Consider the following 13,145-nt stretch of genomic DNA (forward strand, 5'->3'; position numbering starts at 1 on the left):
TAAGACCGCAGCAGATGGCAGTCAGTGTCCACGTAGAGATTCTCATCGGTTCAATGATTTCCTTATAATTGGTCAGGTGCGGAACGCTCAAAAGCCCTGGGGCGGACGCCACACAGAGTCACCAATCAAACCACGCATCGTATGCTTTCCGTCCGTCCCGGCAAATCCAGAAACGTGAAAATGGGGAGGCTTCCTTCAAAGGTTCACCTTTTCCAACGCGCTCGCGATGGCGTCATACGACGGATGGCTGTGGTGTCGCGCTAAGCGCCGGTAGTACCGCCGTTGTTGCCGAAGAGACGATAAGGGGTAGGCGCGACTTGAGCCGCGCGGGAAGTGCAGCCAGAAATGATCGCCAGACACGGAGACGTCGACGACCAGAACATTGGCGGTTTCAACTGTCTGCACGTGGTCACGAGGCATCGGCAATCCGGGGCTGAGTATTGAGGAAAAGGCCAATACCCCAATGAGAGACAGCATTGGTAGAAAGACCCATGGCAGTGCGTGTCGCCGTGGTCGTGGCCGCATTCACACCTTGCGGTCGTTTGCCATCAGCCGAACTTTTCGACGTCGCGAAAGTCCCCGAGATGTCAGCGGTCGTGGCTGGCTCCCCCGCCGAAGCCGCGCCTGCAAGGCAGACCACGACTGCGATCAGGCCGAGCAGAGCGCCCTTGCACAGGCAATTTTCGCGCGTCGGGTCTGACTTGCTCATTTTGCCTCCTCCGGCACGGGCTGGTTGGCGCCGAACGTATTGACCAGCATGCCACGGGCTTTTGTCTTGAGGCTGTCGATCACGCTGAACAACGACGGCACGAACAGGAGAGACAGGACAGTGGAGAGGAGCAGGCCCCCAATTACCGCGACCGCCATGGGAGCCCGAAACTCACCGCCTGTCCCGACCGCAAGGGCCGAGGGGACCATGCCTGCCGTCATGGCGATGGTCGTCATGATGATGGGGCGGGCGCGTTTGTGGCAGGCGTCGAGCATGGCAGCTGCCTTGTCGACGCCGCCGGACATGGCTTCCAAGGCGAACTCTACCAGCATGATAGCGTTCTTGGTCACGATCCCCATCAGCATCAGGAAGCCAATGATGACCGACAGGCCAATACCGGAGCCATAGATGTAGAGTGCGAAGATCGCGCCGCCGATGGCGAGGGGAAGTGACAGCAGGATGGTGATCGGGGTGACAAAGCTGGAGAACAGCAGCACCAGCACGACATAGACCAGCAGGATGCCCGCCCCCATCGCGATGGCGAACTGGCCGAAGATGTCGCCCATGACTTCGGCGTCGCCGGCGCTCTGGATCTCGGTGCCTTCCGGCATGTCCGTCGCAATCGGGAGGGTATCGATAGCTGCCGTTGCCTGACCCAGAAGGGCCCCACCTGACAGGTCTGCTTCTACGGACGTGCGGAACTGCCGGTCGTAGCGTTCGATCGAGCTCGCACCCGTCGACAGCGCCACGTCAGCGACGGCTCCCAGCGGGACCGGTGCGCCGGTCGTGCTCGGGACGCGCAATCCGCCCATCAGTGTCAGGTCGTTGCGCACGTCTTCGGCCAGCCGGACCAGAATCGGCACCTGACGGGTGCCTGTGTTGAACTGGGCGACGTTTGCCCCGCTGTCGCCGATGGTCGCGATGCGGATCGTGTTTGCGAGTGCTGCGGCGGTGACACCCATTTCAGCGGCCAACTCGGACTTCGGAGTGATCTGAATTTCCGGCCGGGTCAGCGATGATGTGGTCGATGCGCCTGAGACTTCAGGCAGGCCATTCATCGCTGTCGCAAATTGCTTGGCCGCAGCGGCTGCAGCCTCTTCGGTATCGCCAAGCACGCTCATCGCGATATCACGTCCACCACTTTCATTCAGAACCGTCAGGCGGACATCTGGAAAGTCTGTCAGCATCGCGTCGATCTGATCCTGAATGACAAAGGAGGTTCGCTCGCGATCGGCCTTCTGGCCGAGGTTCACCACGATGTTGGCTTTGGTGTCGGAATTGCCGTCCACGAACACGTTCGTGACTTCAGGAATGTCGCGCACGATGGCGGTCACGGCCCGTGCCGCAGCGCGGGTCTCATCCATGCTGGATCCCGGTGGCAGCTCCAGCGAGATGTTGGTGCGCCCGGTGTCCGCAGGCGGCACGAATTCCGTGGGGAGCAGTGTGGCGGAGAAAATCGAGCCTGCGAAGATGCCAACACCCAAAAGCAGCGTGATGGTGCGGTTGCGCAGGGTCCAGCGCAGGATCGCCATGTAGCTGCGCATGACGAAGCCGTCCTTTTCCTCTTCCTCCGGTGCTACGCCGTCGCGCAGGAAGTAAGCGGCCATCATCGGCGTGATCAGCCGCGCGACCAGCAGCGAGAACAGGACCGCTACGGCAACGGTTAGGCCGAACTGCTTGAAGAACTGCCCGGCGATGCCCGACATGAAGCTGACGGGTGCAAACACGGCGACGATGGTAAAGCTGATCGCGATCACGGTCGTGCCGATCTCCGAGGCAGCTTCCTCCGTCGCCTCGTAAGCCGGTTTGCCCATATGGATGTGTCTGACGATATTCTCGATCTCGACGATGGCGTCATCGACCAGAATGCCGGTCACAAGCGTGATCCCGAGCAGTGAGACAGTGTTCAGCGAAAATCCGAGATAGTTCATCACGATGAACGTCGGGATGATCGACAGCGGCAGGGCAACGGCGGTGATCAGTGTCGCACGCCAGTTCTTGAGGAAGATGAACACGACGATGATCGCAAGGGCCGCCCCTTCGTAAAGGGTGTCCATGGCCGAATGATAATTGCCTTCGGTATAGATCGTGGCGTCGTCGATCAGTGAGAACGTCACGCCGGGGTAGGCTGCCTCCAGACTGGCAATGACGTCCTTGGCATTGTCGCCGGCCACGAGGTCGCTCTTGCCCGTGGCGCGGAACACCCCGAAGGCCACGACGGGATTCCCGTCGAACATGGCAAAACTGGCGGCATCGGCAGATCCGTCACTGACCGTCCCCAGATCGTCGAGGCGCACTGTGCGACCGGATCCAAGCGTGATCGGCGTCGCGGCCAGCTCGTTCAGGGTGGCGACGGCCCCAAGGGCGCGAATGGAAAATTGCTGACCCGCAAGGTCGCCCTCGCCACCGCCCATATCGACGTTGACCTGGCGCAGTTGCGTATTCACGTCAGCTGCCGTCAAACCCAGCGCCAGCAGTCGGTTGGCATCGAGGTTGACCTCGATTGCCTGCTCGGCCCCGCCGATACGGGTGACCTTGCCCACGCCTTCGACGGCACTGATCTCGCGCGCGGCAACTTCATCGACAAAGTAGGAGAGTTCTTCGATGGATTTGGTGGTGTCACTGACGGCATAGGTCAGGATCGCCTGTCCCGTGACGTCAACGCGCTGGATTTGCGGCTCCATGGCACTGTCGGGCAGCTCGCCGCGCACGGACGCGACGGCGTCCTTGATATCGTTGAGGGCGCGGTCCGTATCGGTCTCGATCGCGAATTCAACCGTAATGCTGGCGGCACCGTCAGTGGCCGTCGCGGTGACGTGCTTGACGCCGGAGACATCGGACACCGCACTTTCAATCGGACGGACAATCTGCGTCGAAATCTCGGAAGGTGCGGCCCCGGGCTGGCTCACACCGATGGAAACGATGGGAATATCGATGTTGGGCATCTGCGTGACCGGCAGCGAAAAGAAGCTGACCATGCCGACGATGCACAGGACGAGGAACAGGGCGAGGGACGGAACGGGGCGGCGAATGGCCCAGGTAGACATGTTCATTGGTCGGCACCTTTCGCAGCGGTTGCAGCAACGGCGTCATCGGCATTCGGAGCCGCATCTGCAGGGGGGGCTTCGCGAGGCTCCGTGATCGGATTGACGATATCGCCATCCGCAAAGAAGGCCCCGGCCCGTGCAATGACCATGTCTTCCGCCGCAAGACCTTCGACGATTTCCCGGTAATCCTTCCAGATCAGGCCTGCCGTGACCGGACGACGTTCGATGACGCCGTCAACTACCCGCAAGACGTAGGTGTCGCCACTGTCATTCAGCACGGCAGTGGTCGGAACGGTCATGCTGTCGCGGCGGGCGGTCTCAATGGTGCCGCTGGCGAACAGACCGGGCCGAAGGGCAGGGTCCGCTGCGACTTCGACGGTCACGATCGCCAACCGGTTCAGGCGATCGACGGTGGGGGAGATACGCAGGACGGATCCTGTGACGGTCCCGACGCTGGCAATATCCAGCTTCACCGGATCGCCGATCGAGACCGCACCCAGCGCGGATTCGATAATCTCGAGTTCGACATCGACGGCACCGTTCGCGATGATGCGGTAAATCGGCTCGCCCCCGGATGCGGCGATTGCGCCGATCTGGCCGTTGCGCGCTGATACGATGCCGTCCACGGGTGTGGTGATCGCTGCATGATCGAGGTTCAGTAGGGCGAGGTCGAGTTGGGCCTGCGCCTGATCGCGCTGCGCCCTTGCGACGGCGAGCCCGTCGGTGGCTGACGCAAAGCCTGCGCGGGCCGTGTCGGCTGCGGCGGTTGCATCATCCAGATTGGCCTGTGTTCCGGCGCCGCGGTTCTTGAGCTGCTGGACGCGCGTCAGCTGACCTTCGGCTTGAGTCAAACCCGCCTGTGCAGTGTTGATCTGGCTTTCCGCCTGACGGATGCTTGCCTCGACGCGCGTGACTTCCGCCTGCGCCTGCATGACCTGCACATCCAGATTGCGGGTGGCCAACGTGGCCAGCACGTCACCGGCAGTCACGCTCTGACCGATTTGCGCGGTCAGCGTGTTGATCGTAAAGCCACTGACCTGCGGATAGATCAGGACCTCTTCGCGCGCCACCAGCGTCCCGGACACCGGCACCTCGCCGATGACCTCGGCCATTGTTACCGGTGCGACAGTCACGGTGGGGACTTTCACTTCCGTGACAATATCCGCTGCGGCCGCTTCCGCGAAAACCGATGTGGCGAGTATCGACATGGCCATTGCGACCACGACCGGTGCTGCGCACAGGATCGTTGACAGTCCGGATTGCCCGCGCGGGGCCGTTCTCAAAAGCTGCATTCTGTGTCTCCTGACGAGGCGGACCGGGGCATTCGGTCGATAGAGTCGGGTTGAGCTACATCGACTGGTTCAATCGGTCAACCTGTTTGTTTGGTATTGACTGAACGTTCCGAATTGTCTTATTGCGCTGGGTGAAAGGATATCATCATGACCTGTGCACTGACCAAGACGCGCGAAAACTTCATCGAGATGATCGGGCTGAGCGTGCAGGACTTCGGTCTTCGGCGTGCATCGGGTCGCATCCTTGGTCTGATGGTGTTCGATGGGGCGGAGATGTCGGCTCCGGCGCTGTCGGATGCATTGGGTATCAGCAAGGCCAGTGTGAACACGGGTTTGCAGGAGCTTCAGTCGCGCTCTGTCATTCGCAAAATATCACATCCCGCGGATCGCACGACCTACTATCAACTCCATCCGGATCCTTATGGCGACTTGATGCGTCAGGCCGCAGACCAGTCGCGCATGTCCGGAGAGGCCATCCTGCAAGCCCGGGAAGCCGTTCCTTCAACAGATACCGAGCGGCGCGATCGGCTCAGGTGTTTTGCGGGGTTTTATACGAAAATCGCGGCGGCGCTGGATGCTGCCGGACATCACTGAACGGGCCGGAAGAGACCTGCCGTTTATAATCAAATTTTACCTCGCACCGCCGCAACGATATGCGTCGACCGGAGACCTTCATGCTCAAATCATTCTTTCTCGGCAGCGCTGCTCTTGGTGTCCTTACCGCATGCGCCACGGTCGGGCCCGACTATGCCGCACCGCAGACGCCGCTTGCCGTGTCGTTCGCCGGAGGCGGCGTTGATGCGGGGGACGTGACGCAGGATGCGTGGTGGGAACGTCTTGACGACCGGCAGTTGAACGCTTTGATCGTGCGGGGCCTCGCGCAGAACATCGATATCGCGACGGCGCTGCAGCGTATCGTGACCGCTGAGGCGGGCCTGCGGCAAACAGGATCAGCCGCACAACTCTCCGGAGGCGTAGATGCACAAGTCCAGCGTGCGGGTGGAGACAACATACCCACCGCCACGGCTGAGAGGGCCACGTTCGGTGCCAGCTATATCCTTGATCTGTTCGGCGGCGCACGACGTGGCGCACAGCAGGCGGCGGCCGGGGTCGAGGCGGCCGCGTTCGATGCGGGCACCGTCCGCCTGGCCTTCCTGTCTGAAATTACATCGAACTATATCGATGCCCGCTATTTCCAGCAGGCCCTGGCCCTGACGCGTCAGAATATCGGAAGCCGCCGCCGCACGCTGTCCTTGGTCAAAAGCCAGGTCGAGTTTGGGGTCGTCTCCGATCTCAACCTCGCGCAAGCGCAGGCGCAGGTGGACACGGCCATCGCGGCGCTCCCGCCCTTGGAAGCGGCGTTCGAGGCCAGCGTATTCGCAATCGCCACCCTGCTGGCGGAACCGGCCCAGCCTCTACTGACCATGATGCAGAAAGGTGCGGCGCAGCCTTACCCCGGCAACGATGCAACGGCAGGGGTGCCGGCGAACCTGCTGCGGAACCGTCCTGACGTCCGCGCGGCCGAGCGCCGCTTTGCCGCCGCCGTAGCGGGTGTCGGTGTCGCTGAGGCCCAGCTTTACCCGTCCATCACGTTGTCCGGATCGGTCACGGCAGCGGATGCATCCGCATGGTCATTCGGTCCGGCTCTCTCTTTCCCCGTTCTCAATAAGAGATCTCTGCGTGCCAGTCGTGATGCCGCCATCAGCTCTGCCGCGACCGCACAACTGGACTGGCGTGCACAGGTCCTGACGGCCGTGCAGGACGTACAGACAGCCCAAAGCAACCTCTCGCGCAAGCGGCGCGAGATCGTGGCATTGCGGGCCGTTCAAGTCTCCAATGACCGGGTTTTGACGCTGAGCCGCAGCAGTTTCGATCTTGGTGAACTGAGCCTGCTTGATCTGCTTGACGCGGAACGTGCGGCGGATGCGTCGCGGACTTCGCTGGCCGCAGCCGTACGCGACGCGGCACAGTTCTGGACAGCCTTGATGGTGGCGACGGGACGCGGATGGGTCACGTCGCAACAGCCTTCCTGACGCATGACCTTGAAGTTCGGTCAGTCATGAACAAATTGTTGAAACAAGGCATCGATACTGAACTCATTCAAAAAGGCCCCCAATGACTGTCCGCAACCAGACCGAAGTCAGAGAAGAGTTCATCGAACGCATCGGGCTGATTTCCCAGAACGATGGCCTGCCGCGCATTGCAGGACGTGTCCTGGGAATGTTCATGTTCGACGGTGGCGTCAGATCATTCGGTGAGATCACCGAAAAGCTTCAGGTCAGCAAGGCCAGCGTCAGCTCCGCGACCCGCATTCTTGAGGACCGGTCCCTGATCAAGCGCGTCGGACGTCCGGGGCAGCGGCAGGATTATTTCCAGCTCGTCGATAATCCGTTCCCCGAAATGCTCGAAAACATCGCCGCAGGCTTGAAGAAGTCGAAGGCGGAGGTCGACGAAAGCTTTGCGCAGATCGATCCGGAAAATGAAGGCGCGATCGCCCGTGTGGGCCACTACGTCAAATTCTACGAAACCCTTATCGCCATGGCGGAGACGGCGGCTGCAAGTCTCGCGCAGCAAAAATAACTTCTTGCACGTGGCCGCAGACAGCGGGATCCACGCGATCACTTAGATTCGCCAAACGCTATGATGTTTCGCAAAGAAAATCGAAAGACATAGTCCGAAAACGACGATAGCCTGATCGAGAACTATTAACGTCCGAGTTGGCGGGCAATATCCTCGGCCAGTTGCGCCACGGCCAGTCCCTGCGCCGCCACGGCACCCGGAACATCCCGTGTCGCCATCGGCACTGTTAAAGAGAAACTGCGAGTCTGATCCGAGTACTCAATGCCGTCGCCGCCAATAAAATATTGCCCCGCAAGACGGAAGTTGCCGGTGACGGCACTGCCCAGCATGTCCGACACGCGCACGTCGACCGCCACATCAGGTAGGCCAGCGAACGGCCACGGGTCCGGCCCTGCATTGACGGCAAGAATGTCGCCGACACCCTGCGTCAGGGCCAGGGTCACGCTGCGCGCGGGATCGTCGGCAGACAGCAATTTGCCGTCGGAGGTGATAACGCCGGGGGCGGTTTCCAGCGCGATTTCCTCGGTCGCAGCATTGGTCGGCAGTGACACCGTGCGGATCATTACCGATCCCACGCTGGCTCGCAAGGATGCGGTCGGCGCCACGCTGGGCATGTTCAGCCGGGTCACGGTGCTGCCGCAGGCCGCAATCAGGGCAAAGGCAGAAAGTGTCAGGATCGGTTTCAGCATGTTATCGTCCCGTGATCAGTGAAGATGGATTGCGCTGGATTGCGCGCGCAAGGGATGACACCGCATCCGCCGCTGCTTGGATGTCGCGCAGGGTGGACAGGGTTTCGGCGTTGAACCGCGACCGGTCGCCGTAGGATGACAAGACCTCGCCGGTCGAAGTAACGAGAAGGCCGGTCTGGCGCGACAGTTCTGGGAGACTGTTTGCCGCTTCCTCGATCGCGCGGGCCGCATTGTTGGCCGACAGAAGGGCCGCGTTAACGTTTTCCACTGCGCCGCCTTCGCGGATGTCGTTGAGGAACAGTTGCACTTCGTCCAGGGCCGACGACAGGGACGCGGGCAGGGCGCGGGCCTGCGGCGTGTTCACCAGCGCGTCGATGCTGATCAGGGTCTGTTCGGCGGCGACCGACAGGCCCTGCAGGTCCATCTGCGATGCGTTGGCCGACAGCGTGTTCAGCTGGTCGGTAATGGCAGGCAGCTGAGCCGACGCCGTATCGAGGTTTTCTGCAGCCGAGGCCGCAGCCGCGATCGCAGTAGTCAGCTGGCCGGTGACGTTTTCCGCGGTCAAGTCCGTCAGGATCTGGTTCGCGCTGGTTGCCACGTTGCGTAATTCGCCTGGTAAGGACTGCACGTCGCCACTGGCGATCAGGTTGCGGGCCTCGGCCAGCAACTGGTTCAGGAACACTGGCACTTCTGCGATGTCGGAATTGCTGGCGACACCTTCGATGGCGTCGAGCGCCTCCGTCGCCTGACTCAGCAGCGCCTCGACCTGAAGGGCGTTGACCTTTTCCAGCAGTGCCTGTGCCTGCGCCGTGATTTCGGGCAGGTTCTGGGTGCCGGTTTCGACGTTGCGCGCTGTGCGCGTGATGCTGCCCACCAGGTCGGCGTTGCCGATCTGGTCGATGACGCCGTTGACCTGGGTTAGGATGGTCTGCGCCTGCGCGACCACATCTGCCACCTGATCCGGAATGCCCTGCATCGCGTCGCCGCCGACCAGCCCACGCGCGTCCGACAGCAAGCCAGCGACCTGTTCCGGCACCTGCATCACGCCATCGGACCGGACCAGCGCATTGGCACTGTCCATCAGGTCGATGGCAGAGGTCATCAGATCCTCGATCGGCAGGTTGTTGATCCGGTTCAGCACGCCCTGCGCCTGATCGGCGACGTCGGTGATGTTGGACACCGTCGTCGGGATCGTCGGAAAGGGTTGCTGGGTCACGTCCAGCGTGGCGGGGGCAACATCCGCGACCTCTACCAGCTCAACGATCAGCGATCCGGACAGAATATTGCCCGTCACCAGGCGCGCTCGCAGGCCCTGATCCACGAAATCCGCAAGCAGAGCCAGCGCATCCTCTGGCGTGGCATCCTCTCCTAGCCCCAACCGGCCGGGTTCGATGGCCAGCACGGTGCGTAGTTCGACCTTGGCCTCCGTCGCATCCTCGACCACGACGGCACCCAGATCCGCGACCTGACCGACCCGCAGGCCCTGGAACCGGACCTCTGATCCGACAGTCAGGCCATTGACCGATCCGTCGAACATCACGGCCACGTTCAGCTTGGGCCGGCCTGCGTCATTGAACAGACTGCTGCGGGCGGTCTCCTCGTCGGTGAACAGATCGAAGATCTGACCATCCTTCACCGGATCGCCCCCCGATACCACGGTATCGAACGCGATGCCGCCTTCTAGCAGCGACGCCAACGACCCCACATTCAGCGCCAGACCGCCGGACCCCAAGGACACGCTGAAACCTGCCGTGTCCCAAAACCGGGTACTGGTCGTAATGATCTTGTCATAGGGGGCATTGATGAAGGCGCTGACCTCGACCGTTAAACCGTCGTCTTGCAGGATGGGCGCGCCAAGCACACCAACTTCGATACCCTGATGCAGCACCGGCGCACCTGCCGACAGCGCGCTGCCGTCGTTCGTGCGCAGCACAATTTTCGTGCCCGCCTGCCCGGCAGACGCAAGCGGCGCTTTCTCCAGCCCGGTAAAGCTTTCCTGGGCCACATCGGCCTGTATATTCCAATCGCCGGCGATGTAGACGCCCGACAGAACGGTATCGAGCCCGCTGACACCCCGCAGCCCGACCTCAGGCCGGACGACCCAAAAATTGGCGTCTGCATCCAGATAGGGTGCGATGTTTTGGTCGACGCGAGCGTAAACAAGGACTTCTTTTAGACCGGGCGCAAACTCGACCCGCTCTACGGTGCCGACTTCGACATCACGATATTTGATCTTCGTTTCACCTGCAGTGATGCCGCTGGCGTTAGCGAAGGTGATCTCGATTTCAACGCCGCGGTTGGCAAAGGATTGCCACGCGACCGTCACCGACACGATCAGCGCGAGGATCGGCACGATCCAGACGAAGGACAGCCGCCGCCAGATGCTGGGCTTGGCCTGACGCACGTCGAGGTCGGCGGGGCTGGTTTGAGAATTCTCATCAGTCATGAAACAGTCCTGTCTGCATCCCAGATCAACCGGGGATCAAAGGCCAGTGCGGACAGCATGGTGAATACTACCGACAAAGCGAAACTGAGCGCTGCGACGCCCGGATTGATGGTCGCCACTCCGCCCAACTGTACGAGGGCAGAAAGGATCGCAACGACGAACACGTCAATCATCGACCAGCGGCCGATGAATTCGACCACATCATATAGTTTGTGGCGCTGATGCATCTTCAAGATCTGCTGTCGTTGCACGCTGATTGCGAGATAGGCGATGGCAAAGAACTTGCCGACCGGGATCATGATCGACGCAACGAACACGATCGCCGCGATGCCATAGTTGTGGTGTTCAACTAGTTGCACAGCACCGCCGATGATCGTGCTTTCTGAATGCTCGACCAGCGTGCTGGTGATAAGCATCGGATAGATGTTGGCGGGAATGAACGCGATGATGCCCGCAATCAGCCAGGCCCAAACCTTTTGCAGGCTTTGGGTATCGCGGCTTTCCAGCGGGCCGTGGCAGCGCTTGCAGCGCACGGCACCGCCTGCGTGGACCTGCCCGCAGCGGGTGCAGGCGATCAGCCCGGCTTCGCGCGCCGTGATCAGGCCTTGAAGCCCGTGTCCAGTGCTTTCCAAATTGCATACCTGTTCATGATTTGATCGTTGAAGACAGTCAGGATGACCAGCCCGACAAAGGCCCAGAAGGCGGGTCCGACCGTGACCGTTGCCAGCCCCGCGACCTTGACCAGCGCCACGGTCACACCGACTATGAAAATCTCGGCCATGGACCAGGGTCTCAACTGTTCGGTCAGGGCGAAGGCGACCCGCGCGCTGCGGTGCGGTTTGGCCCCGCGCACCAGCGGCCCGATGGCATGGATCAGCGCCAGCAGCCGCACCAGTGGCAGCACCACGATGAACAGCGCCACGGCAATCGCAAGCGGAATGCCCTTGCCGGAACTGAACACCATGATCGCGTGGATCACGCTTGTCGCGTTGTGCTGGCCCGAGACGTCAAGGTCGAGGAACGGAAAGCTGATCGCCGCGAACATCAGCACCACGGCCGCACTGGACAGACTGACTAACCGCACGATCGCGCGGGGTTCGGACGTCATCAGCAGCACGCCGCAGCGCCGGCAGTAGGCCCGCGCGCCATCCGACAGGTCCTGTTCGACATGCAGCGTGTCGCAGTGCGGGCACGCGATCAGGTCGTCCAGAGGGGATAAGACGGCAGTGTCGGTCATCATTTGGTCCAACCCGCGGTGAGATAAATTTACGTAAATACAACCGACACCGCTTAACAGCGACTAGAACTACCAGTGCATTTTGCGCCGCGTCTTGATTACCGCCCACGACGCAACAGCCCCTCGGCCTCTACAGACTCTAAAAGCTTTTCCAATGCCATCGCAATCGAAGCGTAGGACGGGTGCCAGTGCAGATGAGCCATGCGGCGATAGAATCTGAGGCGCTGTCGAAGACTGAAAAGCGGATATGCAGCGCTTGTGCCGTATGCAAAGTGCAGTCTGAAGTGATCCTTGGTTGCGACAGCTCGGACGATCATCACATGTCTCCTACCTGCTTGGTGTTGAGTCTTTCACGCGGTATTGCGCCGTTAACTTAATCGCATCAGTTATCGTCAGATCCGGACAGCCCGCGGGTGACCATCTTTCCAGCACCGATTGTGCCATTCACGGCCGTCTTGGTCACAAAGCTGGTCGTGTCCACGACGCCGTTGTCGACACCTCCTGTCGAACAGCCAGCAATCGCCAGCAGGATGCAGGGGGAACGGCCGCACTGCTGCTACGGAAATTGAAATTGGTCATGGCTTTAAATTCTCCGTGGAGATGGCGTGATCGTGTCACGCGGAATTGCTTTGATGACGTTGAACGAAAGGCGCGCTTAATGCGTCGTTTGGACTGGCGCCTTGACGTCGGCGTCAAGGCCGCGGCTCGAAATCATGCCAAGTTTTGCACTGGCCCTTAGCGTCGTATCGTACCCAGCTTCTGCTGCGGCAGCGTGACGCGACGGATCGAGGTCATACGGCAGGAAAACCAGATCGTCAGGCTCCGGATTGGTCATATCCTGCACATGGAAGGCCAGGCCTTCACGTTCCATCCGGTCCAGAAAGACCAAGACAAGCGTTCCGTGCATCCACGACAAAGTCGGCAGCTTCATCAGGCGATCATAAACCATTTCAGCGACAGCAGCGTGTCCCGCCACAAGCAGCGTTGGCCCAGCAAATGCACCGCATATCTCAAACCCCAGGGGTTCGCCATGTTTGGAGTCGGTGATTACTTCGACGAGCGCCGCATCAGACCTTGCAGGCCCGTTGTACAATTTTGCTGCCATCATGTTGCGTCTCCTGCACGTATTTCTCAAGAGGGAAGGA

At 60.9% G+C, this 13,145-nt stretch carries 11 protein-coding genes; 3 read left to right on the forward strand and 8 right to left on the reverse strand.

Features of this window, described 5'->3' with window-relative positions; genetic code table 11:
- Positions 1-409 precede the first annotated feature (409 nt).
- From GLR48_RS21665 to GLR48_RS21675, 3 genes are read right to left on the reverse strand one after another with little or no spacing between them, the layout of a single operon-like run.
- Positions 410-709 carry a hypothetical protein gene (locus GLR48_RS21665; protein WP_237065494.1) on the reverse strand — a complete coding sequence of 100 codons (300 nt, stop codon included), beginning with the start codon at positions 707-709 and terminating at the stop codon, positions 410-412.
- Positions 706-3,762, reverse strand: coding sequence for an efflux RND transporter permease subunit (locus GLR48_RS21670; protein WP_237065496.1), 3,057 nt, complete (start codon positions 3,760-3,762; stop codon positions 706-708). Before GLR48_RS21670 ends, GLR48_RS21665 begins: the two co-directional genes overlap by 4 nt.
- Entirely contained in the window at positions 3,759-5,048 is a 1,290-nt protein-coding gene (locus tag GLR48_RS21675) for an efflux RND transporter periplasmic adaptor subunit (protein WP_237065497.1), read from the reverse strand. The genes GLR48_RS21670 and GLR48_RS21675 overlap by 4 nt, the downstream gene beginning before the upstream one ends.
- A 147-nt stretch (positions 5,049-5,195) precedes the next feature.
- Here GLR48_RS21675 and GLR48_RS21680 point away from each other — a divergent pair, with 147 nt between their 5' ends.
- The 3 genes from GLR48_RS21680 (at position 5,196) to GLR48_RS21690 (ending at position 7,628) form a co-directional block, all read left to right on the forward strand.
- Complete coding sequence (locus tag GLR48_RS21680; protein ID WP_237065499.1) at positions 5,196-5,642, forward strand: GbsR/MarR family transcriptional regulator; 447 nt, start codon at positions 5,196-5,198, stop codon at positions 5,640-5,642.
- 80 nt (positions 5,643-5,722) lie between these two features.
- Entirely contained in the window at positions 5,723-7,081 is a 1,359-nt protein-coding gene (locus tag GLR48_RS21685) for an efflux transporter outer membrane subunit (protein ID WP_237065501.1), read from the forward strand.
- 82 nt (positions 7,082-7,163) lie between these two features.
- A complete protein-coding gene (locus GLR48_RS21690) occupies positions 7,164-7,628 on the forward strand; it encodes a GbsR/MarR family transcriptional regulator (protein ID WP_237065502.1) in 465 nt (154 codons plus the stop codon).
- Between the two features lie 125 nt (positions 7,629-7,753).
- On the opposite strand, the gene GLR48_RS21695 is transcribed toward GLR48_RS21690, so the two are convergent.
- The 5 genes from GLR48_RS21695 to GLR48_RS21715 form a co-directional block, all read right to left on the reverse strand.
- Positions 7,754-8,317, reverse strand: a complete 564-nt coding sequence (locus GLR48_RS21695; RefSeq protein WP_237065504.1) for a PqiC family protein — start codon at positions 8,315-8,317, stop codon at positions 7,754-7,756.
- Position 8,318: 1 nt separating this feature from the next.
- On the reverse strand, positions 8,319-10,763 hold the full coding sequence (locus GLR48_RS21700) for a PqiB family protein (RefSeq protein ID WP_237065506.1): 2,445 nt from the start codon (positions 10,761-10,763) through the stop codon (positions 8,319-8,321).
- On the reverse strand, positions 10,760-11,395 hold the full coding sequence (locus GLR48_RS21705; protein ID WP_237065507.1) for a paraquat-inducible protein A: 636 nt from the start codon (positions 11,393-11,395) through the stop codon (positions 10,760-10,762). The genes GLR48_RS21700 and GLR48_RS21705 overlap by 4 nt, the downstream gene beginning before the upstream one ends.
- A complete protein-coding gene (locus tag GLR48_RS21710) occupies positions 11,362-12,000 on the reverse strand; it encodes a paraquat-inducible protein A (RefSeq protein ID WP_237065516.1) in 639 nt (212 codons plus the stop codon). Before GLR48_RS21710 ends, GLR48_RS21705 begins: the two co-directional genes overlap by 34 nt.
- A 655-nt stretch (positions 12,001-12,655) precedes the next feature.
- Complete coding sequence (locus GLR48_RS21715) at positions 12,656-13,108, reverse strand: hypothetical protein (RefSeq protein ID WP_237065518.1); 453 nt, start codon at positions 13,106-13,108, stop codon at positions 12,656-12,658.
- Positions 13,109-13,145 lie beyond the last annotated feature (37 nt).

This window comes from Loktanella sp. M215 (assembly GCF_021735925.1).
Taxonomy (GTDB): Bacteria; Pseudomonadota; Alphaproteobacteria; order Rhodobacterales; family Rhodobacteraceae; genus Loktanella.

Excerpts from the sequence above, each read along its gene's own strand:
- GLR48_RS21675 (WP_237065497.1), bottom strand. The coding sequence starts at position 5,048 with ATGCAGCTTTTGAGAACGGCCCCGCGCGGGCAATCCGGACTGTCAACG.
- GLR48_RS21715 (WP_237065518.1), bottom strand. The coding sequence starts at position 13,108 with ATGATGGCAGCAAAATTGTACAACGGGCCTGCAAGGTCTGATGCGGCG.
- GLR48_RS21695 (WP_237065504.1), bottom strand. The coding sequence starts at position 8,317 with ATGCTGAAACCGATCCTGACACTTTCTGCCTTTGCCCTGATTGCGGCC.
- GLR48_RS21670 (WP_237065496.1), bottom strand. The coding sequence starts at position 3,762 with ATGAACATGTCTACCTGGGCCATTCGCCGCCCCGTTCCGTCCCTCGCC.
- GLR48_RS21685 (WP_237065501.1), top strand. The coding sequence starts at position 5,723 with ATGCTCAAATCATTCTTTCTCGGCAGCGCTGCTCTTGGTGTCCTTACC.
- GLR48_RS21690 (WP_237065502.1), top strand. The coding sequence starts at position 7,164 with ATGACTGTCCGCAACCAGACCGAAGTCAGAGAAGAGTTCATCGAACGC.
- GLR48_RS21710 (WP_237065516.1), bottom strand. The coding sequence starts at position 12,000 with ATGACCGACACTGCCGTCTTATCCCCTCTGGACGACCTGATCGCGTGC.
- GLR48_RS21680 (WP_237065499.1), top strand. The coding sequence starts at position 5,196 with ATGACCTGTGCACTGACCAAGACGCGCGAAAACTTCATCGAGATGATC.
- GLR48_RS21700 (WP_237065506.1), bottom strand. The coding sequence starts at position 10,763 with ATGACTGATGAGAATTCTCAAACCAGCCCCGCCGACCTCGACGTGCGT.
- GLR48_RS21665 (WP_237065494.1), bottom strand. The coding sequence starts at position 709 with ATGAGCAAGTCAGACCCGACGCGCGAAAATTGCCTGTGCAAGGGCGCT.